17 protein-coding genes and 1 tRNA gene are annotated in these 22,722 nt (G+C 40.1%); 11 read left to right on the top strand and 7 right to left on the bottom strand.

The genetic code is table 11. The annotated features are described in order from the left end of the window. Positions 1–224: 224 nt before the first annotated feature. Both ACOQO1_RS00485 and ACOQO1_RS00480 read left to right on the top strand, forming a co-directional pair. On the top strand, positions 225–3,302 hold the full coding sequence (locus ACOQO1_RS00485) for a T9SS type A sorting domain-containing protein (protein WP_420600933.1): 3,078 nt from the start codon (positions 225–227) through the stop codon (positions 3,300–3,302). A 312-nt stretch (positions 3,303–3,614) separates the two neighbouring features. After that, positions 3,615–3,688 (top strand) — tRNA-Arg (locus ACOQO1_RS00480). A gap of 449 nt (positions 3,689–4,137) precedes the next feature. Here ACOQO1_RS00480 and ACOQO1_RS00475 read toward each other — a convergent pair. Further along, positions 4,138–4,836 carry a LytR/AlgR family response regulator transcription factor gene (locus ACOQO1_RS00475; RefSeq protein ID WP_420600932.1) on the bottom strand — a complete coding sequence of 233 codons (699 nt, stop codon included), beginning with the start codon at positions 4,834–4,836 and terminating at the stop codon, positions 4,138–4,140. A gap of 4 nt (positions 4,837–4,840) precedes the next feature. Continuing rightward, positions 4,841–6,532 carry a histidine kinase gene (locus tag ACOQO1_RS00470; RefSeq protein ID WP_420600931.1) on the bottom strand — a complete coding sequence of 564 codons (1,692 nt, stop codon included), beginning with the start codon at positions 6,530–6,532 and terminating at the stop codon, positions 4,841–4,843. Between the two features lie 195 nt (positions 6,533–6,727). Between ACOQO1_RS00470 and ACOQO1_RS00465 the strand changes: the two genes are divergently transcribed. The 9 genes from ACOQO1_RS00465 (at position 6,728) to ACOQO1_RS00425 (ending at position 17,628) form a co-directional block, all read left to right on the top strand. After that, complete coding sequence (locus ACOQO1_RS00465; protein ID WP_420600930.1) at positions 6,728–7,642, top strand: TolB family protein; 915 nt, start codon at positions 6,728–6,730, stop codon at positions 7,640–7,642. 55 nt (positions 7,643–7,697) lie between these two features. Beyond that, on the top strand, positions 7,698–8,885 hold the full coding sequence (locus tag ACOQO1_RS00460; protein WP_420600929.1) for a serine hydrolase domain-containing protein: 1,188 nt from the start codon (positions 7,698–7,700) through the stop codon (positions 8,883–8,885). Positions 8,886–8,911: 26 nt separating this feature from the next. Then, complete coding sequence (locus tag ACOQO1_RS00455; protein ID WP_420600928.1) at positions 8,912–10,903, top strand: serine hydrolase; 1,992 nt, start codon at positions 8,912–8,914, stop codon at positions 10,901–10,903. Positions 10,904–10,926: 23 nt separating this feature from the next. Then, positions 10,927–11,823, top strand: a complete 897-nt coding sequence (locus ACOQO1_RS00450) for a hypothetical protein (protein WP_420600927.1) — start codon at positions 10,927–10,929, stop codon at positions 11,821–11,823. 570 nt (positions 11,824–12,393) lie between these two features. Further along, on the top strand, positions 12,394–12,897 hold the full coding sequence (locus ACOQO1_RS00445; RefSeq protein ID WP_420600926.1) for a hypothetical protein: 504 nt from the start codon (positions 12,394–12,396) through the stop codon (positions 12,895–12,897). A 2-nt stretch (positions 12,898–12,899) separates the two neighbouring features. Continuing rightward, positions 12,900–14,693, top strand: coding sequence for a tetratricopeptide repeat protein (locus ACOQO1_RS00440; RefSeq protein WP_420600925.1), 1,794 nt, complete (start codon positions 12,900–12,902; stop codon positions 14,691–14,693). A 27-nt stretch (positions 14,694–14,720) separates the two neighbouring features. Beyond that, entirely contained in the window at positions 14,721–15,494 is a 774-nt protein-coding gene (locus ACOQO1_RS00435) for a LytR/AlgR family response regulator transcription factor (RefSeq protein WP_420600924.1), read from the top strand. Positions 15,495–15,974: 480 nt separating this feature from the next. Then, on the top strand, positions 15,975–16,631 hold the full coding sequence (locus tag ACOQO1_RS00430) for a hypothetical protein (RefSeq protein WP_420600923.1): 657 nt from the start codon (positions 15,975–15,977) through the stop codon (positions 16,629–16,631). Between the two features lie 124 nt (positions 16,632–16,755). Beyond that, positions 16,756–17,628 carry a hypothetical protein gene (locus tag ACOQO1_RS00425; RefSeq protein ID WP_420600922.1) on the top strand — a complete coding sequence of 291 codons (873 nt, stop codon included), beginning with the start codon at positions 16,756–16,758 and terminating at the stop codon, positions 17,626–17,628. Positions 17,629–17,723: 95 nt separating this feature from the next. Here the strand turns inward: ACOQO1_RS00425 and ACOQO1_RS00420 are convergent, their stop codons facing one another. The 5 genes from ACOQO1_RS00420 to ACOQO1_RS00400 are packed head-to-tail and all read right to left on the bottom strand — an operon-like array spanning position 17,724 to position 22,721. Continuing rightward, complete coding sequence (locus tag ACOQO1_RS00420; RefSeq protein WP_420600921.1) at positions 17,724–19,307, bottom strand: hydantoinase/oxoprolinase N-terminal domain-containing protein; 1,584 nt, start codon at positions 19,305–19,307, stop codon at positions 17,724–17,726. 4 nt (positions 19,308–19,311) lie between these two features. Further along, positions 19,312–20,394, bottom strand: a complete 1,083-nt coding sequence (locus ACOQO1_RS00415; protein ID WP_420600920.1) for a DUF917 domain-containing protein — start codon at positions 20,392–20,394, stop codon at positions 19,312–19,314. 2 nt (positions 20,395–20,396) lie between these two features. Next, on the bottom strand, positions 20,397–21,596 hold the full coding sequence (locus tag ACOQO1_RS00410) for a cytosine permease (protein ID WP_420600919.1): 1,200 nt from the start codon (positions 21,594–21,596) through the stop codon (positions 20,397–20,399). A gap of 4 nt (positions 21,597–21,600) precedes the next feature. Beyond that, positions 21,601–21,924, bottom strand: coding sequence for a hypothetical protein (locus ACOQO1_RS00405; protein WP_420600918.1), 324 nt, complete (start codon positions 21,922–21,924; stop codon positions 21,601–21,603). Continuing rightward, positions 21,924–22,721, bottom strand: coding sequence for an aspartate/glutamate racemase family protein (locus tag ACOQO1_RS00400; RefSeq protein WP_420600917.1), 798 nt, complete (start codon positions 22,719–22,721; stop codon positions 21,924–21,926). Before ACOQO1_RS00400 ends, ACOQO1_RS00405 begins: the two co-directional genes overlap by 1 nt. Between the last annotated feature and the right edge of the window lies 1 nt (position 22,722).

Raw genomic sequence — 22,722 nt, 5'->3', positions numbered from 1 at the left:
CATTTAATAATCGATTTTAAGGGATGTAGATTATTAATGAAATGAATATGAATGCATTAACCAAAATTAATTTATGATATAATTTTACGCTTCCAAAATCATCTCGTTTTATCATTTACTTTATTGACTGACCATCTTCAGCTTTACGTGAACCCCATTTCGCTAGAGGACAAAACTCTATTTATACTCATGGTTTAGTTTAAAAAATAACCACAAACTATATTATGAGATCAATTACTACTTTTAAGTTGGCTAAAAGAATTTTTGTTTTCTTAATTTCTACTCTCTTAGCAACAAATATTGCCACCGCGGCAAGAGGATTGGAAATGGACAAAGCCTTTGATAAGGTTTCAGTTGATGGCAAAGCACCAATTAAAATTCGACAAAACACCAATACGGTAGCGGTTCCGTTAAGTTGTTCTATCAATGACTATTGTGATGTATTCTGTTTTGGTGGCGACAATGCCCATGCAACGGTTACACCTGTTGGGGGAATGGCCCCATATTCTTATTTGTGGAGCAATGGTGCAACAACCGCTAAAATAGATGGTTTAATAGCTGGAACATATAGCGTTACTGTAACAGATGCTCTTGGTTCCAGTACAGTTTGTAGCATTGTTATCAATGAGCCAGGGAAACTGGTCCATAAAATAGAACTAATAAACAACGTTAGTACTGCAGGTGGCTCTGATGGTTCCGCTCAGGTAATAGCAAATGGGGGAACTGCTCCATTTACATATGAATGGAACAATGGAGAAACCACGGCAATCGCCGTTAAACTAAATGCAGGGGAACATATTGTAACGATAACCGACAAAAATGGTTGTACATCCAAGTGCTCCATAATAATTACTGAACCAAAACCTCCGGTCGAAATATGTGATGGGATCGACAATGACGGCGATGGAGATATTGATGAGGGATTCGATGCTGATCAAGATGGAGTAGCTGATTGTTATGACATTTGTGACCAAGGGGACGACAATGTTGACAGTGATGGCGATGGGGTGCCTGATGCCTGTGATATCTGCGATGGTGACGATACGGCCGATGCCGATGGTGACGGAGTTCCCGATAGCTGCGACATCTGCGCCCAAGGGGACGACAACGTGGACAGCGACGGCGATGGGGTACCTGATGCCTGTGATATCTGCGATGGTGAGGATACGGCCGATGCCGATGGTGACGGTGTTCCCGACAGCTGCGATATATGTGCCCAAGGCGACGACAACGTGGACAGCGACGGCGATGGGGTACCTGATGCCTGCGATATCTGCGATGGTGACGATACCGCCGATGCCGATGGTGACGGAGTTCCCGATAGCTGCGACATCTGTGCCCAAGGGGACGACAACGTGGACAGCGACGGCGATGGGGTACCTGATGCTTGTGATATCTGCGATGGTGAGGATTCTGCAGATGCCGATGGTGACGGTGTTCCCGACAGCTGTGATATATGCGTCCAAGGTGACGACAATGTTGACAGTGATGGCGATGGGGTACCTGATGCCTGTGATATCTGTGAACTGGGGGATGATTCTGAGGATGCCGATGGTGATGGTGTTCCGGACAGCTGCGACATCTGCGCCCAAGGGGACGACAACGTGGACAGCGATGGCGATGGGGTACCAGATGCCTGCGATATCTGCGATGGTGACGATTCCGCCGATGCCGATGGTGACGGAGTTCCCGACAGCTGCGACATCTGCGCCCAAGGGGACGACAATGTTGACAGTGATGGCGATGGGGTACCTGATGCCTGTGATATCTGCGATGGTGAGGATTCCTCGGATGCCGATGGTGACGGAGTTCCCGACAGCTGCGATATATGCGCCCAAGGCGACGACAACGTGGACAGCGACGGCGATGGGATACCTGATGCCTGCGATATATGTGCCCAAGGTGATGACAATGTTGACAGTGATGGCGATGGGGTACCTGATGCCTGCGATATCTGCGATGGTGAGGATACGGCCGATGCCGATGGTGACGGTGTTCCCGACAGCTGCGATATATGTGCCCAAGGCGACGACAACGTGGACAGCGACGGCGATGGGGTACCTGATGCCTGCGATATCTGCGATGGTGACGATACCGCCGATGCCGATGGTGACGGAGTTCCCGATAGCTGCGACATCTGTGCCCAAGGGGACGACAACGTGGACAGCGATGGCGATGGGGTACCTGATGCCTGCGATATATGTGCCCAAGGCGACGACAACGTGGACAGCGACGGCGATGGGGTACCTGATGCCTGCGACATCTGCGATGGCGACGATACGGCCGATGCCGATGGTGACGGAGTTCCCGATAGCTGCGATATATGCGCCCAAGGTGATGACAACGTGGACAGCGACGGCGATGGGGTACCTGATGCCTGCGATATCTGCGATGGTGATGATACGGCCGATGCCGATGGTGACGGAGTTCCCGATAGCTGCGATATATGCGCCCAAGGGGACGACAATGTGGACAGCGATGGCGATGGGGTACCTGATGCTTGCGATATCTGCGAACTTGGAGACGACAATGTAGATACGGATGGAAATGGTACGCCAGATGCATGTGATGATGATGGTGAAACGGGTTGTGAAACTGCATTTGCGCGTTACTCAGCCAACAATACCTGTTTTCTTGATGATGGATTTAACAGATGGGGGTGGACTAACTTTTTCAATTCTTCAGGCTCATATAATTTAGAATTATATGCAGGAGCTGCACAATGTGATTACCAGAACAAGGGTGAGCAATCAGGAAATGTCACTGTGAATTGGGATGACAACAACATGGTTACTGTTACAATTAATCTATTACCTGGATTTGTTATGCAAGAAGCGCATCTATATATTGGTGGGAACAAATATCCCACAGCAAATAATGGGAGCCAGACGGTGGCCCCCGGGCAATACCCCGTTGTTGTGGAAAATTTAAATAATGTTACCACTTATCAATTTGGCGCTATTGATGTAAGTGGTTTTTCCAATGGAATTTATGTGATTGTGCATGCGGTCACCTGTAATAGTTCAAACTTGGTTCAAAAACAGCAAGTTTCCGTAAAGCCGTACCCAACATTGTTTTCTGAGGAGTTGAACGTGGAGATAAAAGTACCGAACCAGACCAATGGATCTATAAGTATCTATGGAATGCAAGGGAATGTCACCACACAAATGGACAACCTTAAATTTAACAAAGGAAAGAATAGTGTTAGAATTAACACTTCCAATTTATCTCCATCAATGTACCTACTTCTGGTAAGGACCTCTAATGGAGATGCCGTTGTAAAGAAAGTTATCCATAGATAATCACATTGAACTATTAAAAAAAGCCGCACATTTGTGTGGTTTTTTTTATTCGCATTTTACAATATAAAACAGAGAAAGCTACTAAAGGGTATTTAACATAATCCATAAAGAAGAGTATTGAAATTTGAAAAATGCTCTTCGCCGAATTGGAGAATAAGGGAAATCTTTAAACTAATGCTTCAATTTGCATAGCATAAAGACTTTGATATAATTTAATGAAAAATGAGATTTTATTTGATTATCAAATCGAGCATATTTTTTATATTTTGTTATAGTTATTTCATCTTTATTGTATATTTGCACCCGCTAAAAGGTCGCGTAGCTCAGCTGGATAGAGCATCTGCCTTCTAAGCAGACGGTCATAGGTTCGAATCCTATCGCGATCACTACTCCAAGACCCCAGTAATTCTGGGGTTTTTTCATTTTTAGAACTTTTCTTTTACTTCTAATTTTAATGGAAATGCGTAAAAAAGTAGTGTTTTGTGCAATCATTTTCGGTTTGCAGAGAAGATTACTATTAAAGTCAACAAGAGGAAGTGTAGGGCCAAAAAGGGATTTCCCATTATTGAATATGTCTTTCGAAATTATATTGATAAAAATGGTGTAAGGGACACCATACAGAACTTTATCTTGCAGATTTTTTGAGTGTTATCTGACTTTGACTAAACTACTTCGGCTGTCTTCTTTTTTGGTTGTGTTATAGGTTTACTTTTTAAGGTTAAATTGATTCCTCCAAAGCGTATTTTAAGATGAATAACTATGAATTAAAATTATCCTTCACCGGCACATTGCGCTGAATGGATACAAGGTAGGCCAATAATAGCCTCAAAACCTTTTAAAACCACTTGGCTTTTATGTCCTTGTATTTGGTTCTTCCAATAGGGAGGCGTTCCCCATTTTTTAGCTCAGCCATATACTTACTTCCAGATTCTACACTAATTTCCTTTACCTCAGACATCTTTACCAAGTAGGATTTATGAATTCGTACAAAAAAGCGGGATAACAGCTGTTCTAACTTTTCCAGAGATTTATCATGCAACTCTTTTTTCCCATTTACTAGAAAGAGTTCGGTATAGGCACCAGCTCCTTTCACATAAATCACATCCTCAATTGGGATAAGCTGTACTTTGTGTCTTTTTTTAACAGCTAAAAACTTAACCGCATTTGTTTCTGTTTTTTCTTTTTTAATGACTCGATTTAGAGCTTGCTCCAGTCGTTCTCTGTTAAAAGGTTTTGGTACAAAATCTAGAACTCCATATTCAAAAGCGGTAATCGCTTGATCTTTATAAGCAGAAATAATGATGGTGTGAAACGATTTGGAAACTGCTGTGGTAAGCAAACTAAAGCCATTACTACCGTTTAGATTTAAATCTAGGAGAACAAGATCTAAAGCATTGCTTTCAATGAATTTCAGCGCTTCTTGAAGTGTGTTAATACGCTTTAATGATTGTAAGGTATCTCCAAAGATATCATGTGTCATTCGCTCAATTCTTTTGGCGATTCTGGATTCATCTTCAACGATTAAAATATTCATCCCCTTACGAATATATTTTTATACTATTTTTCCACCCATGGTTTGCACGTTCAGAAGTAAATTCCCATTGCTCGTGATAACTCTCTGTGAGTCGGGCCTTTATGTATTTCAGTCCTGTACCTTCTTTTTTGGTATTCGCTTCTTGTCCCACAATAACAGCAAAGGTTAAAAACGTATAACACTTGTAATCACTGTTCGATTCATAAACAAGCTTAAATTTGATGCTGTTATCTTCCAAAGGAAAGCTGTGCGTAATTCCGTTTTCCAATAACGTGTGCAGAATACCAGGAGGTACTTTTTGTTCAGGATCTATACCTTCTTCTTGCCAGGAATAGTTTATTTCTTTCCGGTATTCCATAATCTCAAGATGTGAACGGCAGAGTGCTATTTCTTGAGCAATAGGTATTAAGGTCTTATTTTCTATCTGATTAAGGAGGTCAAATTCTTTGGCCAGGGCTTCTATGAACATAACACCTTTTTTAGGAGATTCTTCTATCCAGTCTATTAATGAAGTTAAGGTGTTCATTAGAAAATGGGGCTGAATATTCTTTTTAAGTAATTCCAAACGCAGGCGCGTGGATTGGACCAAAGAATTTTCATAGGCCAATCGTTGTTCTTTAATCCGCAAAGAAAGTAAGTACAGCATGTTAAGTAGAATTAGACTAAAACCTGTAAAAAGACTAAGATTAAGCGAAACAGAGTATCGAATGAATATACAGAGAAGAAGGGTGAGAAGCACTAAAAGAGCGCCTTTTGCTTTTTTATAAACCCCAAAAACTGCTATACATAGGGAAAACAGCAACAAGCTTAGCGTCATATTTAATATGGTGAGGTCAAATAAGTGGTGCTCAATAGAGAATATAAACAAAAGAATAGCGGTGTAAATACCTAAGACGAGTTTCCATTTGGGATAGGGGAACTGCATTGAGAAATAGAGTGGAATCAAAAACGAAATACCGAACATTAGACTAGTGATAACTTCTAAACGAACTACATGTAAACTGTAATGGATGGGTATGGTTGTCCTTACAAAGTGGGTCATTGTTAAGCCAAAAAAGAGCAAACAACTGATGCTGAAAATAAGTGTGAGGTATTCCTTTTTATTTCCTAAGAATAGAAAAAGAAAATAGATGGATGCGATAAGAAAAGCTCCCGCAAAAACATGCATATAGGAGTTTTGGATGAGTCGGTCGGTTAAAAGATCATGATAATCATCTATCTGCAATCCGTAATTGCCAACATGATCAGGGTAATAATAATTACTCAACCGCAAGGCTATTACATGTTCACCTTCATTGGTCAAATGGGTAGGAATGTTAAAGGTAATCCATAATTCACCTTCAGGAGGTAAATCTGCTTCCTGTCCCGGGTTTCCGTTCTTACCGATCAAAACCCCGTCCCAAAACACTTCATACTCACCATAGACTTCCAATCGAAGTCCATAGGGTTGCAATACTTCAGGAGCTTTTAGAATATCGATGGGGGTCCTTGACCAGAAGACCTGACCGTCCGGCACCAATTCCAAGTGTGTTTTCCATTGCCGGTCGTTCAGGTTTTTGGATGCCCATTCTTGTTGATTTCCTATTTTAAATACGGTCCGATATCTTTTGAAAACAGGATTTGAACTTTGAGAGCAAGAACTCGCAAATAGCATAAAGCACACTAAAAGAAAATAAGATGAAGACCTCAACTTCATTTTGATCCGGTTTTACTCATGCAAACTAACCATTATAAATTGGCTTATTAGAGTAGTTCATTAGGGTATAGAGCAGTTGACAAAATTTAGATTGAAAACATGACAGAAAAATACATCTTTTGTCAGATAACTAAGGCATCGAAAAACGTCTGTTTCAATTCCATGTGTAGCAAAACATACTAAAAAAAGAATTCAATGAGAACCAAATATCTCAATCGGGTAAAAATCTTGTCTGTTTTTTTGACTTTACTATCTGCCAATTTGTATTGTCAGAATAGTAAAAAGTCAGAACCGACTTCTTATACAATTGCCTATCATTCCAAAGAAACTGGCAATGTAGAAATTTATTTAAGGGATATCGAAGGTAAATCAAGTATTAAAAGTACAAATGAAAAGGGTGGTTACTTGGCTTGGTCTCCTGACGGAAAACACTTTGCTTTTTATCACAAATATGATGAAGAAAAAACATGGTCAATTCATACAATGAATAGTGATGGGACAGATAGAAAACGATTAACGCATGCGAAAAACAAATGGGATAATTCTCCAGCATGGTCACCTGATGGTAAAAAAATTGTTTTTTCAAGAGCATATAAAGATTCAGATAATAATTGGCAAAAAGAACTTTGGATTATGAATTCTGATGGTAGTGAATTGTCTCAAATAAAATCACTAAGGGGTGGTGGCCCTTATTTTACACCAGATGGTAGAATAGTCTTTCACTCGGAAAATAAAAAAAGCTGGATAAGCATAGCAGATATTGATGGTAACAATCTAATTCGGTTGACACATAATGAAGCAGAAGAGCAACATCCTGAAGTTTCACCGGATGGCAAGCAAATCGCTTTTATGTCTGACAGGGATGGAAATCATGAAATTTATGTAATGAATATAGATGGCTCCAATCAAAAACGATTAACAAATAATGATTTTGATGATTGGTATCCATCGTGGTCCCCTGATGGTTCTCAACTAATTTTTTCATCACTTAGGAATGGAGAAAAAAGTATTTACATTATGAACAGGGATGGTTCTTCAGTAAAAAAACTTATATCTAATGCTACAAGTCCTGCATGGCTAAAAATAGCTAATGGACACCTCACAAAATGAAGTTATCCGAACACTTCAAAATTTCAAACGCAATAATCCTTAAATAAAATAGAAAATGAGAACTACCCAATTTCTAATGCTCATAGTCATTCTATCATATAATACCGTCTTTGCTCAACAAAACGATACTGCACCAGAGGCTACAGCTGAGGAAACCAAAAGTTCGTTCCGGGATATACCTTATCTCAAGAAAGCTTTTATAGATCCAACGCCAATGAATAGAAAAGATGGTATTCCTGTAGGGGTATTAGGAACGGATGGGGGTGACAAGGCCATGATTCTTGAGTGGGCAAAGCAAATTGAGGCAAACAATGATGGTAAATTCGATAGTTTTCTTATAGTGCACAAGGGTAAACTCTTGTTTGAATCCTATTATTTACGCGGTCGAATCGATTTACCTCATTTCCAGGCGTCGGCAACCAAAGCATATACCTCAATGGCACTCGGTCGTGCAATCCAGTTGGGCTATCTTACGATGGAAGATTTGGATAAACCTTTAATAAGCTTTCTCAATGAGCTGGATCCAACAAAATTTATAGAAGGGGCAGAAAGGATCACGTTGCATCAAGCAATGACAATGCGTTCAGGTATCAATCTAAGTAAAGAACAACGTGATGCATTGGAGAAAGACCCCACTCAAATAAAAGGGCAGCGGCATGTTCAGGCTTTTCTTGAACACAGTGTGCCAGTTACGGAAGCTTCTCAACGTTTTGATTACAAAGATGACCCAAGGTTGGTAATGCAGGTCATTGAGGCCGTTGTGCCCGGGACGGCCAAAGACTTTATTAAAAAGGAACTTCTTGATAGGCTGGGCATCACAAACTATAAGTGGAGGACCGATGTTAGTGGTCTGCCAAATTCCGGAAGCAGTACGAATATGACCTCTCGTGATATGGTCAAATGGGGAACTTTAGCAATGAACAAGGGCAAATGGAATGGCGAACAACTGGTTCCGGAGGCTTTTCTAGCTAAAGCGACCAGCAGGATTCTCTTAACAGGCGATGACGATGTCTATGGCGGAGGTGAAGATGTTTCTAAGCAGGGCTATGGATACTATTGGTGGTCGGCAGATTTAAAATACGGCGATAAAACCTATTTCAGCAGATCTGCCCAGGGTGGTGGTGGCCAATATATCATCCTGATAGAAGAGCTTGATTTAATGGTTGTGGTTACTGCTCATAACAACGACAACCGCACCCTGCAAATAATTGCGGAGTCCATATTACCTGCATTTATAAAGTAATTGCAAATCGAATGAAAATCTAAACAATGAAACGAAAGAAAATATTAAAACTGAAATTATTAATAGCAATATGCGCTTTATCATTTAACGCTGTCTTTACACAAGAAAATAGAAATTCGCAACCAGTGAAAGGGTCCTCCTTTGTATCGCCACAAATACAGGTCATCCCAATAAAAGATACGAAGACAGAAAGAAACTATGAACTTTATATAGAACTGCCACAAGGTTATTCTGAAAATAAGAATAAAACGTATCCTGTCCTTTTTTACACAGACGCTATGTGGCATCTCGAAGTACTATCTGCTTGCCAAGAATACATGCTTGAAGATGTTATTCTGGTTGGTATTTCATGGCAAAAGGATATCAGCGAAGACTTAAAGAAAGAATACGGGGCTCATTTCAGTCGATTTAGTGATTACTCATCCAAGAAAATCTCTAATCCAAAACATCCAAAAATAAAGTTTGGACAAGCCAATACGCATCTTGATTTTATTCGTAATGATGTCATCAAGTATGTTGACAACACGTATCGAACTGACCCAAACAGTCGTACATATTTTGGATACTCGTTGGGTGGTGAATTCGGTGCTTATATACTATTGACTAAACCTGATACATTCAACAATTACATTATTGGTAGTCCATCAATAAAAAACGAAGTTTCTTATCTATCTGAACTCAATTCGAAATTTGGTCCATACGATGCATCGAATGGAAACACAAGCTTGAATTCTAATGTTTTCATTTCATATGGCACATTAGAAGAAGAGGTAGCTCCGCATATCGATGAGTTTACCAAGGTATTAAACGACAGAAGGGATGATGGTTTGTCAGTTCAAAAAGTAGTGATTGATGGTGATCATGGAACCGCTTTCCCGATGACAGCAGTTCGCAGTGCGGCTTGGTTGTCATCCTTGATGAATCATGTTTCAACGAGTAGCAACGAGGTCTCATTCTGGTCGATTCCACATCTCAATAATGCATTTGTCAATACAACACCAGAAGATAGAAAAGATGGAATATCTGTTGATACCTTATCGGTAGATAGCAATAATCGAAATGCCATTCTCAAATTGTCCCAAGACATTTTTGATGGTAAACATGGCAGCTACGATGCCTTACTCATTTCACATAAAAACAAATTAGTTTTTGAATCCTATTATAAAAAAGGTCGTATCAACGTGCCTCATGGACAAGCATCAGCGGTAAAAGCATATACCAGTTTGGTTTTGGGTAGAGCAATTCAAATGGGTTACTTATCTATGGAAGATTTAAACAAACCGTTGATTCGTTTTCTAAAAGATGTTAATCCTGAAAAAATGACCAAAGGCGCTGAAAAAATTACACTTCATAAAGCATTGACCATGCACGGAGGATTGAATATAGATAGCGATGCATGGAAAGAATTTGAGAAAGATTCCGTTCGATTAAAGGGTCAGGGATTGGTTCAGACACTTCTTGAGCAAAGCAAACCCATAACCTCAGAGTCTCAGACGTATTTGTATGGTAATTTTAATCCGATGTTGGTGATGACGGTTATTGACGCCGTTGTTCCTGGAACGGCTGAGGACTTTATTAAAACTGAGCTACTTGACAAACTTGGTATTACAAATTATAAATGGTCAACTCATATTAGTGGTTTGCCAGAAGCAGGATGGCGAGCAAGTATCATGTCTCGCGACATGATCAAATTGGGTAATTTGGTTCTCAATAAGGGTAAATTTGAAGGCGAGCAGCTTATTGCTGAAGAATATCTTGCCAAAGCCACCAGTGGCATTGTGAAACCTACTCAAGATTGGATGCCCAAAGACTATCGCTACGGTTATTTTTGGTATCACACCCTGATAAAGGTAGGTTCTAAAAATTATGACGCAACATTCGCATGGGGAGGTGGAGGACAACGTGTTATAGTAATTGAAGAGCTTGACCTAACCATTGTAATTTCAGGTCACGATAGAGACGATAAAATAATGTCACAAATTTCTGAAATTATCATCCCGGCGTTTGCAAAGAAATAATGAATCGTTTAAAAATCTAACTAATGAAAAAAAAGCATTTTATTTTGATACTTGTATCGGTACCATTTTTAAATGCTTGCAATACTAAAAAACAGAACTCAATGGCTAGTGATTCATCAACCATAGAAAGTCCCTATCTTGGGCAAGAGCCGCCAGGTTTATTACCCGAATTATTTGCCCCTGGAATGGTATCTACAAAAGATTGGCAAACTTTTGGTGTCTTCACACCCGATTTAAAAGAATTTTACTTCATCAGAGAAGTTGGAGAAACCGATGAAGATAAAAAAATGGAATTTGTGGTTATTCAAAACAAGAATGATGAGTGGCACATGTCAGTAGTTTCACCAAGAGTGGGTGAACCTTTTATCTCTCCCGACGGGAAGACTATGCATTTAGGTAATAGATATAAGGAGCGTAAAGAAACTGGTGATTGGTCTGAGATAAAAAGCCTTGACGCTCCATTTAAAGACTTCCCGATTATGCTCCTTACAACTTCGGCAAAAGGAACCTATGTTTTTGATTCGATGGATGATGGTATTCTTCGTTATTCAAAATTAGTGGATGGAAAACGAGAGGAACCAGAACCGTTTGGTAAAGAAATTAACACCGGAAAATATAATGCTCATCCATTCATCGCACCAGATGAATCTTATATTCTTTGGGATGGTAGAAGAGATAGCGGGTACGGTAAGGCTGATATTTATGTAAGTTTTCGACAGTTGGATGGTTCCTGGGGTGAAGCCATTAACTTGGGAGACAGGATCAACACCGAAACTTCAGAATTTGGTGCAATTGTTACTCCAGATGGAAAATATCTTATCTTCAATAGGGATGTGGGCAAAACAAAACCAACAGATAAATACGAAGATGTAGATATATTCTGGGTAGATGCTCAAATTATTGAAACACTCCGGCCTTAAGAACAACCAAACCAGAACATTAACTCCGAAGCGAACATCTGCTGACCGTTAGTCTGACCTAGACCATATGATCTTGAATGAAACCATCTTGATCTAGTGAACACATAGCTCCAAAATGGCTTACTTTTATTTTAAAAACCTCAAATAACCTTGGAGAGTTTTACTTTTCAAGGGTTATTTTTTGCAAACAATTTGCAAACACCCCTAAATTTAGAGATGTCAACCTGGAGACTACAAAAAGCTCAAAATAAGAGATAAAATTTTCATCTGTTGTTTCAACTTTCAAGGTATTGATTCCAAATCCTGATATAGAATTATCGAAGATTCATATTGTAATACATAAACCTTACGGATAACTATATCCAATTTTAATTATACAAAACCGGGAAAAGGATTAATTTTTATTATCTTATAAACTTTGAAAGTTTCCCCTACATATTTAACAAACTAAACTAAAAGCCATAACCCATGAATGCCAGTATCCGACTTAATTTAAAAGTGAGGGGCAAAAACCCTGTTAATTCAAAAAAAAACAAAAACCAACCTAGTTTTACCATCAAAATAAAGGAATTGCTCGAGGCACTCGAGTCAAGTTATATGGGAATTGGTACACCTTACCAACCAATACCGGTGGATAATTTTATCAATTTGGAAAATCAGGAATATGCCACTATACATCCCAGGACACAAATTACCGCCTACCTTAGTTGGAGTGACTCTACCAATACCCTTGTCGACATGCAAATGGTCTGCTGCAAAGTAACCAATATAGACCGCAGGCATAATGATGACCTTAAGGGAAATCCTGGAAATCCTTGGTCTGAGTTTTTTAAGTTAAAAAGAAAGAGCGGAAAGCGATTAAGAACTATTTATCCAGCTCCAGATGGCACCCTGTACGTTGGACCAAAAAAGAATGGAAAATGTTGTATTAATACATGTAAAAAAGTTCCTGACGCCATCCTTGCATATAGCATGATCTTTTCAGCGACCGTACAGTTCGATAATGATAATCAAAGAAGTTATTATTTTGTATTGGATCCAGTAATTAAGGTTAGTTCCAATCCACCACGTTAATCATGTGTTCAAATAGAAACTCTCTTTCGTTTCTAATACTGTTTTCCGTTCTATTGGCGAGTTTACCCATTTTTTCCCAAAACAAGGAAAAGGCCGATAGTTTAATACGGATTTTAAATAACACCGACCTTTCCTATTTGGAGAGGACAAAAACATTGAGATATATAGCCTATTACCATCCGGATGTGAATTCTGGTTTGACTTATGCAAAGGAATCCTTGCTTTTGGCCAAAAAATTGGATAATCCTATTCTACAGGCCGAAGCTTGGGAAGAAATAGCACATCTAGAAGGAAGGTTGGGTAATATTGATAAATCCTTGGAAGCATCCTTAAACGCTTTGAAGATATATGAGAGGGAAGGATTGAAGCAAAGAGTAGCCGCATCCTATAACCAATTGGCTGCCAACCACATGATGAATGAAAACTATCCAGAGGCAATTACATATCTTAAAAGAGCCGAGGTTATATATGAAAACTCCAATCAAGATGAAAATCTAGCCAACACTATTTTAAATCTCGGGGAAGCTTATCGATTATCCAATAATTTGGATAGCGCTGAAATTTCCTTTAAAAGAACCCTTGAACTTAACCAAGAAATAGACAGCGACATTACTGAGGGGTACTCCTTGGGTAATTTGGGTATGATATACCATAGTCTAAATGAGTTATCCAATGCCAAAACAAATTTAGTGCAAGCCATCACCCTATTGCTGCAACTTGGGGACTACTATTCAACCTCTGTTTATATGACAGAATTGGCTTCGATATATGAAGAAGAGGGACGTATGGATTTGGCTGAGAAAAACTATTTGAGGGCCATGGAAATGGCAAAAAAAACAGGATTCAAAGAACAAATAAGGGACTTCAGCAAAAAACTAGCCCAGTTTTATGCAAATGAAAACAAGTTTTCCGAAGCGCTTCGGTTCCAAAAGATATTCCAGATTTACCAGGACAGTTTGGTAAACAAGGCTAACATTCAAAAAATTGAGAGAGTTAAGGCAGCCTATGAAATTGACAAAAGAGAATCAGAAATTGGTCTGTTGAACCAGGTGAATACCAATCAAAAATATCTTTTATGGGCCTTAGTTGGTGGCGTAGTAGCAACTCTTGCCTTCCTTTATCAGCTTTATAGGGGGAACAGAAAAGTAAAAAAAGCCAATACAATTTTATTTGAACAAAAAGAGATTATTTCTGAACGAGAAAAGGAAAAAGCCCTGTTGTTACGGGAACTTAACCATAGGGTAAAGAACAATTTGCAGATGATATCCAGTTTATTAAGTCTTCAAAGTCGTGAATTGGACGGCCACCCTGCAAAAGAAGCACTAGAAACAGGTAAGGACCGTGTGGAAGCTTTGTCATTGATTCACAGAAAACTTTACCAGGAAGATGCAGAAACACGGGTGGACTTAAAGGAGTATCTGGAAGAATTGGTTTTAGGATTGTTTCATGGGTACAATGCCCATTTTAAACCCAAACTTGAGCTTGTGGACATCAATATTTCAGTGGATACTTTGGTGCCTTTGGCGTTAATTGTAAATGAAATGGTTGTAAACGCCCTTAAATATGCCTACAACGGCTTGGACAATCCTTCACTGACCCTTAAAGTACAAGAAGTTGATTCTAATTTGACCATACAGGTGATTGACAATGGCAAAGGTTTCATTTTATCGGATAGTGGCAAGAAAGGCTCTTTTGGGCTTAAATTAATCCAGTCGTTGGTGGAACAGTTAGAGGGAACTTTGACCAAAAAAGATAATAGGGGCACACATTGGCAGGTTCAACTTAGTATGGATTAATGGTTTAAAAGGACATAAACATATACGATGATAGGGGAAGTTAAAAAAGTTAGGTTACTCATTCTTGAAGATGAACATCTGATAGCTAAAGATATTGCTGAAGGTCTGATCGAATGTGGATATGAAATTGCAGGTATTGCTCCGTCCTCGGCTGAAGCTAAGAAACTTTTAATGCAAGATCCTGACATAGACTTAATATTAATTGACATCATTTTAAGAGGAGACGAAACTGGCTTGACCTTTGCCAAACTCTTGGATAGGAAGTACCCACATATCCCGTACATCTTTTTGACTTCCCATGCGGATGCAGCAATGGTTAACCAAGTAAAAACAACTACACCCTACGCTTATATCCTAAAACCCTTTAATAAGAGACAAGTGGCGGTATCTATAGAAATGGCTTTGGAAAATTTTTCCAACCGCAAACCCATTCAGGATATCCTGGCAAGTAACAATTATAAACCTGAGCCCAAACAGGTCTTAAAAATTAATGATAGTCTTTTCTTAAAAAAAGACAACCATTTTGAACGTGTTCTATTAAAGGAAATTTTGTTCTTGGAGGCTGAGAGCAACTATACCACCATACATACCCAATGTGGTAGATTCGTATACTCCATGGTACTAAAAAAGATTGAAGGACTACTACCTTCGGACTTCTTTTTAAGAGTGCATCGCAGTTTTGTTGTGAATATGGAGGCTGTTACTGGGTTTGAAGGAAATCTATTGTTTGTTGAACAACATAAAATTCCGGTGAGTAAAAGCCATCACCATTCCGTTTTTAAGTCGTTCCGAAGGATATAATCTTCAGATAAAAACACAAATAAGGCAATCACAAAAATAGTTTACACAAAAATTTCATTCGTTCACTCAAAACACCCTTTCGTCCACTCATTTATTTTTCTTTTGATGTAATGATAACTCATATTTGATTCAACAGTTAGCAGGTAGCTTCTTAATATTCCGAAGATAATTGCAAATCACAAGGTGAATATAAAAGCTTCCTCTTCGGCCGGAAACATCATGTTTTTTGATAGGACAGTCTTACGCCTTTTAAAATGTAAAAGGGATTCTTATCCTAAAAGAGCAACTAATGGTACATGTTCATTATTGGCAATGGCTGCAAAAAAAGCGTGAATCTTAACTGTTTGGGAATTCTTGATCACTGTAAATGGGTTAGTAGATTGAATTACGTTCAATACGCGCTTTTCTGACCATGATCTCCCCCTATTAAATTAATCAGTAACCCAGGGCATTCATAGTGTCCTAATAAAACACAAAACTATGGGAACACAAACACAACACGTACAATCTTCCTACAACCAAACCGTAACGGCCAAAGGTACATGGCTTCATGCGCCAGGATCCGATTTTCTATTCGCATTTATTCAAAACGATTGGTCGGCCGATGTCAAACAACAGGTTACAAAGGCTTTTGAAGATGCTCTAAAAATGTCTACAGTGATAAAAAAAGAAGTTAAGGCCACCAGTGGTGACGATGTGGTCAATGGACTATATCTTTTGAACCAACCTGCAATGACCAAGGCGATGAATAATATAGATGGAATGGGGGAAACTTCTGTGGACCAACAAGAAAAATCGGGAAGTGGAACCACTGTATCCATAAATATGGAATTTTTTGCAGCGATTTTAGGCGGACTGGATGGGGACGTGGAACCTTTAATGGCCTATCTAACAACTCAAATGGGGGATGTTATAGCAGAAACAAGGCGAAGTACGGTAACCGAAAACTTTGGAACTGTTATCGGCTTGATTTCTGTGATGCCAGGCTTGGGAGTTCCGGTAACAAGCTTCCAATACGTTTTTTCTTCCGCTGAAACCAGTGCTTGGGTGGTCAAATTGGTTTGTGGAAGTGCGCAGCATTACTCATATGATTATAAATACACTATAGTCAACTATAACTACGACAAACCTGCTTAATCATATTTGACAGGGTCTGGGGCGCATTCCTAATCGAACCATTTATACATGGAAAAGCAATGCGCCCCTTCTTTTTGCCCATACAATTGTGGTAATATCATTAACCTTTAAAATTTATAGAATCATGCCTAGTTTAAGAGTATTAACCTGGAACTCCAATGGAGGTGCAGTCCCAAGAGGTGGCCAACTCGTTGCCGCTGCAAATGCTTTAACCGGAATGTACCCGGGACATCCCTTGCAATTATGTGTATGTCAGGAAACGGGAGTCGCTCCGGATAGCATTCATGCAGCCTTTACGGGCACCCCGCCATTTTCGGTTTCTTTTGTACAACCTCCGTTGTTCAGTAGGGAACATTTACCAATTCCGGCCCAACCCTTTAGGATTATGCCATCTAGAGCCTATAGATTGACCTATATGGATGCTGGACCAGCTGCCGCCCTTAACTTAGTTCCCGTAGGCGGTTTTAACTTGGTCAATTTGGATCCAGCTGTTGATGCCGGAGTAGCGGGATGGATAGCAGCCCAAGGTTTGGCTCCGGGGTTATTAGTGACCGTAAACCAATGTGCAGCCAATATACGATGGCCCGTGTACCAGCAATTTGCCTATGGCGGTGGATCGGTACATTTTTTCACTTGGCATGCCCCATTAAGGAATAATTGGCTTGGTGCAAATTTTAGTGGGATTGTTCTCCCTGGTGGCGGAGGTGGAACGTTATGGGAAGCATTTCAGTTTTTCCAGCATAGTACATTTTATACCGGTATTATGGCTGGTTTAGGAGTCAATGACATTGTGATTGTTGCCGGAGATTTGAACACCACGGGCCCGGGTGTAGCTCCACCAGCTCCCAACATGTTTCCTGGTTATATTGGGTTTTCCCATAATCTAAGCCATATTTTGGCTCATAGTCCTTCCGCTGCATTAGGTATGGTTGAAGGACATAACAGCCCAAGCCCACAATCTCCTCATAATCTTGTATCTGCTCGTGCTATTTGGTGAAAATTCATGTTGAAACAGAAATCACTTACGCTGTTAAACATAAAGGAGTAAAACTAAGTTTCATGGTGAAACTCAAAAGTTCTGATTATGGAGGTTTATTTGATTAAATCCCCGCAAAGTTTCACTTTGAGTTTAACTGCTCCGGGTAGATAGGCAAGGGGTATTGATGCTTTTGTCAGAATGTTGATACTGTCTTCCAGTGCCCCGTTTTTTAACAATTCCTGTTTCACCTTATCAAGAAGTTGTTCCATGGCTTCATTTTCATCACTTTGCATCGTATTGATTACCATTTCCTCTTCGCTACCTATCTGGGCAATGCAAGCGCCAAATGCATTGGCCACTTCCAAATGTGCTGGAAAAACTACGCGAGAAGCACCTTTGATTTCTTTTGGCAATAAGAATGCCCCTCCACCACAGGCTACAACAGGAATTTCCTTTGCGTCTGTTTTTAGTTTGTCAACCAACTTCTCAATGGTCAATCGAATTTGGTTTTTTACAGCCGACAGCGCTTCCAGAAATGTTTTCTCGGTAATTTTTTCTAATGCCTTTTGTAGGTTCAGTGCTTCTACAGCCCCTTCTATTTCCAATTCATCACTTGCTAAAAAGAAGTCAGAGAGTGTTAGGGTATTACCTCCAAAGGCTATAGCCTCTTCCTTAAGTCGATATCCAACCGAATCTGGTCCCAAAGTACATTGGTTCTCTGTAAAACGAACAATGGTTCCCCCTCCGATTCCAACAGCTACCACATCAGGCATTCTAAAGTTGGTGAGCACACCGCCTATTTGAGCTGCTTGTGTACTTTCCCTTGGGAAAAAGTTCACTAAAACTCCTCCATCCGAGGTAGTACCCCCGATATCTATAACAATTCCATTTTCCACTTTTGAAAGTGCACCTGCTCCTCGGATACTGTTTGTAGGGCCCGATGAAATGGTAAGTACGGGAAAGTCTTGTACTTGCTCCAATGACATTAGAGTTCCATCATTTTGGCCTATGAACATTTGGGAAGATAGCCCCAACTCAAATACAGTATTTTTAAAGGCATTTACCATTTTGGAAGCTACCTTTTGCAAAGCAGCATTTAAAATGGCTGCATTTTCTCTTTCCAGTAAACCGAGCCCGCCAAGTTGGTGGGAGCAGCTTGTTCTTATTTCATTCCCCAAAATTTCCCTGGCCCAAGTAGCTACCTGCAGTTCCTGATCAGGTAATGTTTTAGAAAAAATACCCGTTATGGCCAAGGATTCCACTTGTCCCTTCATTGCGAGGAGGCACTTTTTCACTTCCTCCTCATTTAATGGGCTTATCAATCGGCCATCAAATTCATAACCCCCATGAACCATATAATTGTGCGCTCCCAAAAATGCTGTTAAATCTTCGGGAAAATCTGCCATGGTTGGTATGGAGCTACTTGCTGGAAGACCAATTCTAATGGCTCCTATGCTGTTCAACTCTTTCCGTTCCACAAGGGCATTGGTGCAATGTGTAGTGCCCAACATGATGTATTTAATGTCTTCTTTGGGGACATCCACTTTTGTAATAACCTCACTAATAGCATTTCTGATGCCGCTGCTCACATCCAAAGTGGTTGTCTGTTTGGTTTTGGCCAATATTTTATTGGTGTGCGATACTAAAACCGCATCTGTATTGGTGCCTCCAACATCAACACCTATTTTGTAATACATAAGCTTAATTTTTGTTCAATTCCTCAATGGGAACAAATTTTTCTTCATACCCAAACTTTTGGGGACCTCCAAGGGCAATACCCTTGGGTGTTCTCCATTGCGCATCGGCCTTCATGCCCAAAACCACTACTCGCGTGCCATATTGGACAGATTCTGCGGTAATGGGTTGTGCATTTTCCGCATCTATGAGCACTATCAAGTCTGGTGTGATGGCTACAGGCAAACCGTCCTTTTTTGCCATTAAAAACTCATTTTGAAAATCCAGTTCCATATGGGAACCTTGGTTTTCATCCAATCCCATAATTTCGCAAATACCCTTATTCCATCGACCCTCTGTTTTAATGGTCACCTTGCTGATTTTCCCTGTAAAAAGTTTAATGGCTGAGGCTTCCTTGATTAGGGAATCCAAAGGATTCAGGTTCTTGTCTTTTGCATCTAGGATGGCTTCTCCAAGCTTTTGGGCGTAGCTGACAATGCCATGCACCGCAGCTTTCTTGACTTGTGCACCACTCATGGGATAGCATCCAATAGCACAACTGCCCCCCATTTGGATTGTTGTGGCCCCAACCAAAGTTTCTCCCCATACATTATCTATGGTGTGGTATATGTTCCTATTCCCTTTTTCATCGGCCTGTGCTATTGGCGAAACTGGAATATGATGTAATGTGAACGTAACCATTTCCAAACGTGGAAATGCCCTTCCCATACCATCGGCATCCACTATGGGGATATTTTTTTGTGCGGCCAATGCAAATGGGATTACGCCATTGAGTCCACCAGCTTCTGCTGGCATAACGGCATCTATTTTTTTGCCCAAATATTCTTCCATCATTTCAAAGGCCTTCGTAAATTCATTTCCTGAAAAAAGCTTTTCTACAAGAATCATGGGCGCTCCAAAAGCAGCTATGGGAACCACCAATGCGCTATCATCCAATTCTTCAGCGTTTACCAGAGCTACTTCACCATAAGTGTTCATGGCCTGTTTTGTCAAAAGTTTTCCAATGTAGGGATCTCCTCCACCTCCGGTTCCCAAAACAGTGGATCCCATTGCTATATATTCGATGTCTTTTGTTCCTATTCTTCGCATACTTACTTCATGATTTTTTTAAGGATATTATAGATTACGCCCGCAATCACAATTCCCAAAATGTTCTTGATTGAAGAGTCCATAATCAACATGATTGTTACTCCGGCGATCCATGAAAATATGCCCTTCCAATTGATTTTGGCAGCTTCGTGTTGGTATGTTTTGGAGATATAATAATCAGAGATCATGACCCCGGCTATTGGTGTGATTGTGATGGTGAGCAAGGTGATAAAACTCATGAAATGTGATAAAATGCCAATCGCGGCAAGCAATATGCCAACAATTCCGACCAGCAACGTAGTTTTGGAACGGAAAGTATCACTTAGTTTGAAAAGGTCATTAAAGGCCAATCCGGAGGAGTAAATGTTCATTACGTTGGATGTCCATGTGGCAAGAATAAGAATCGACATGGCAAAAAATGGAAACCCTAAGCTTGAAAATATCTCAACAATATCATAAGTACCCTGTGTGATGGCTAGAATTGCCCCAATGGCCAAAAGACATAATGCTGACGGAATGATGCCAAAAATGGAACCCAAAACGGCATCCTTTTTGGTTGCCGCAAAACGATTGTAATCTGGTGAAATTACTCCCCCTACCGAGATAAACCCTATGGTGAGCCCTATAGCCTGTAAAAAAGGCATTTTACTCTCTGGTTTGAAATCCAATACTTCTTGAAAACTATGGGTTTTAAAGGTGATGACAAGTCCATATATCAACAACAAAACAATGGCTGGAACCGCTACATAATTGAGCCATTTCAGGTATTTGAACCCAAAAACTGCGGTAAGAACCATGATGATGCCCCAAAAAATGGAGGTTGCCCAAATAGGAATATCAGGACCTCCCATTTCAAGAAGGATTTTTGAAAAAGAGGCCCCGGCTATATTGCTTTGGATTCCAAACCACCCCAAGGTAGATAGGCCAATGACCAAGGCAACGATTACCTTGGCACCATTTTCACCAAAACTACTGGAAGCCAGTGCTACCGTAGCTTTTCTTCTTTCCACTGCAGCCATGCTCAACAAAGACATAAAGAGCACCACAAAACTAAAACCTATAAGACCGGCCCAAATTGAAGTGCTGAAAGGTAGGGCACTGATCAAGGAACTTCCTATGAGCAATGCAGGAACGCTTACAATTCCTCCGAACCAAATCCCCGCCAGACTATACCATTTTGTGTTAGTTTGATTGTTTTCCATAATCTTATGCCTTAATTAAGATATAAATGAGTTCGGTATCCTCTAAAACATTGCCGGCCTGAGGCTCAAAAGCTTCCAGATATACTACATCTCCTGATTTCAGGTAGCCTCTGATCGAACCATTTTCATTGAGCATTTCAATATTTCCCCGTTGAATAATGGAAATCTCATGGCTTGGATGCCTGGTAAACCCTTCTTCTGGGATTCTTGACCCTTTTTTTAGGTATACCGTTCCCATTTGAAATTCCGTTTGTTCTTTTTGAACATGAAAAAGCGATTTGTTATAATGCTCATTTGGTTTTGGATATGTGATTTTTTTTACCTCCATTAACTCACGATGATTCGGTTACCAAATTGATAGGGTTCAGAAAACAGTCCAAATTGTTCAATATCTTGTTCAGAAGGTGGCTCGCAACTCCATTTTCTTGATGGTTTCCATCCGTATTGTTTTTTCAGAATAGCTGCCTGTTCTGCCTGCTTCAAAGAAGCCAAAGAAGGGTCTATAATGGGGACTTTAAGTTTTTCCTGAATTTCTTTGTAGAACCCAAATTCACAGGTACATCCTAATATAATGGATTCTGCGAAATCTTCTTTAACAGCTTTTTCCGCGGCAGTAAACAAATTATTAGCCGTGATGTCATGGTCTTTTTGAAACTCACATACATTCATGCCAACATCCCTGAAAGATGCCAAATGCTCCCCGTAACCATATTCTTTAATGGTCGAATGCATTTCATGTTCCCATTTTTTTTGACCGATAATCACTGAAAATCTGTTTGATAACCTTAGTGCAATCTCGATGGAGGATTGGCAAGGAGCAACAACCACCATATCTCCCGAAATTTCTCTGGCATCCAACAAATGGGGGTCATAAAAACAACCGATAATCATAGCATCAAAACCTTCAATGGAGGCTTGTCTCGTGGCCTTGATTAGATCAGATGCTATGAGTGCATTATAGGTCCTGTATTCTAGGTTATCCATTTGACCCACAGTTGGTTGTAAAGAGGTGACATGTACTTCAGTACTTGAATACTTGTTTTCCTTGATCATCTCAGCAAAAAAAGCGTCATATGCATCGAAGCCAACTGGGTTTAGGTACATTATTTTTAGAGCGTCTTCCATG

It is taken from the genome of Flagellimonas sp. (genome assembly GCF_965222555.1).
Taxonomy (GTDB): Bacteria; Bacteroidota; Bacteroidia; order Flavobacteriales; family Flavobacteriaceae; genus Flagellimonas.
Note: the sequence above shows the minus strand (reverse complement) of the source record. Positions and strands in the feature narration are given on the sequence as shown.

Excerpts from the sequence above, each read along its gene's own strand:
- ACOQO1_RS00475 (WP_420600932.1), bottom strand. The coding sequence starts at position 4,836 with ATGAATATTTTAATCGTTGAAGATGAATCCAGAATCGCCAAAAGAATT.
- ACOQO1_RS00450 (WP_420600927.1), top strand. The coding sequence starts at position 10,927 with ATGAAAAAAAAGCATTTTATTTTGATACTTGTATCGGTACCATTTTTA.
- ACOQO1_RS00440 (WP_420600925.1), top strand. The coding sequence starts at position 12,900 with ATGTGTTCAAATAGAAACTCTCTTTCGTTTCTAATACTGTTTTCCGTT.
- ACOQO1_RS00435 (WP_420600924.1), top strand. The coding sequence starts at position 14,721 with ATGATAGGGGAAGTTAAAAAAGTTAGGTTACTCATTCTTGAAGATGAA.
- ACOQO1_RS00460 (WP_420600929.1), top strand. The coding sequence starts at position 7,698 with ATGAGAACTACCCAATTTCTAATGCTCATAGTCATTCTATCATATAAT.
- ACOQO1_RS00485 (WP_420600933.1), top strand. The coding sequence starts at position 225 with ATGAGATCAATTACTACTTTTAAGTTGGCTAAAAGAATTTTTGTTTTC.
- ACOQO1_RS00410 (WP_420600919.1), bottom strand. The coding sequence starts at position 21,596 with ATGGAAAACAATCAAACTAACACAAAATGGTATAGTCTGGCGGGGATT.
- ACOQO1_RS00405 (WP_420600918.1), bottom strand. The coding sequence starts at position 21,924 with ATGGAGGTAAAAAAAATCACATATCCAAAACCAAATGAGCATTATAAC.
- ACOQO1_RS00465 (WP_420600930.1), top strand. The coding sequence starts at position 6,728 with ATGAGAACCAAATATCTCAATCGGGTAAAAATCTTGTCTGTTTTTTTG.
- ACOQO1_RS00430 (WP_420600923.1), top strand. The coding sequence starts at position 15,975 with ATGGGAACACAAACACAACACGTACAATCTTCCTACAACCAAACCGTA.
- ACOQO1_RS00425 (WP_420600922.1), top strand. The coding sequence starts at position 16,756 with ATGCCTAGTTTAAGAGTATTAACCTGGAACTCCAATGGAGGTGCAGTC.
- ACOQO1_RS00415 (WP_420600920.1), bottom strand. The coding sequence starts at position 20,394 with ATGCGAAGAATAGGAACAAAAGACATCGAATATATAGCAATGGGATCC.
- ACOQO1_RS00420 (WP_420600921.1), bottom strand. The coding sequence starts at position 19,307 with ATGTATTACAAAATAGGTGTTGATGTTGGAGGCACCAATACAGATGCG.
- ACOQO1_RS00400 (WP_420600917.1), bottom strand. The coding sequence starts at position 22,721 with ATGGAAGACGCTCTAAAAATAATGTACCTAAACCCAGTTGGCTTCGAT.
- ACOQO1_RS00455 (WP_420600928.1), top strand. The coding sequence starts at position 8,912 with ATGAAACGAAAGAAAATATTAAAACTGAAATTATTAATAGCAATATGC.
- ACOQO1_RS00470 (WP_420600931.1), bottom strand. The coding sequence starts at position 6,532 with ATGAAGTTGAGGTCTTCATCTTATTTTCTTTTAGTGTGCTTTATGCTA.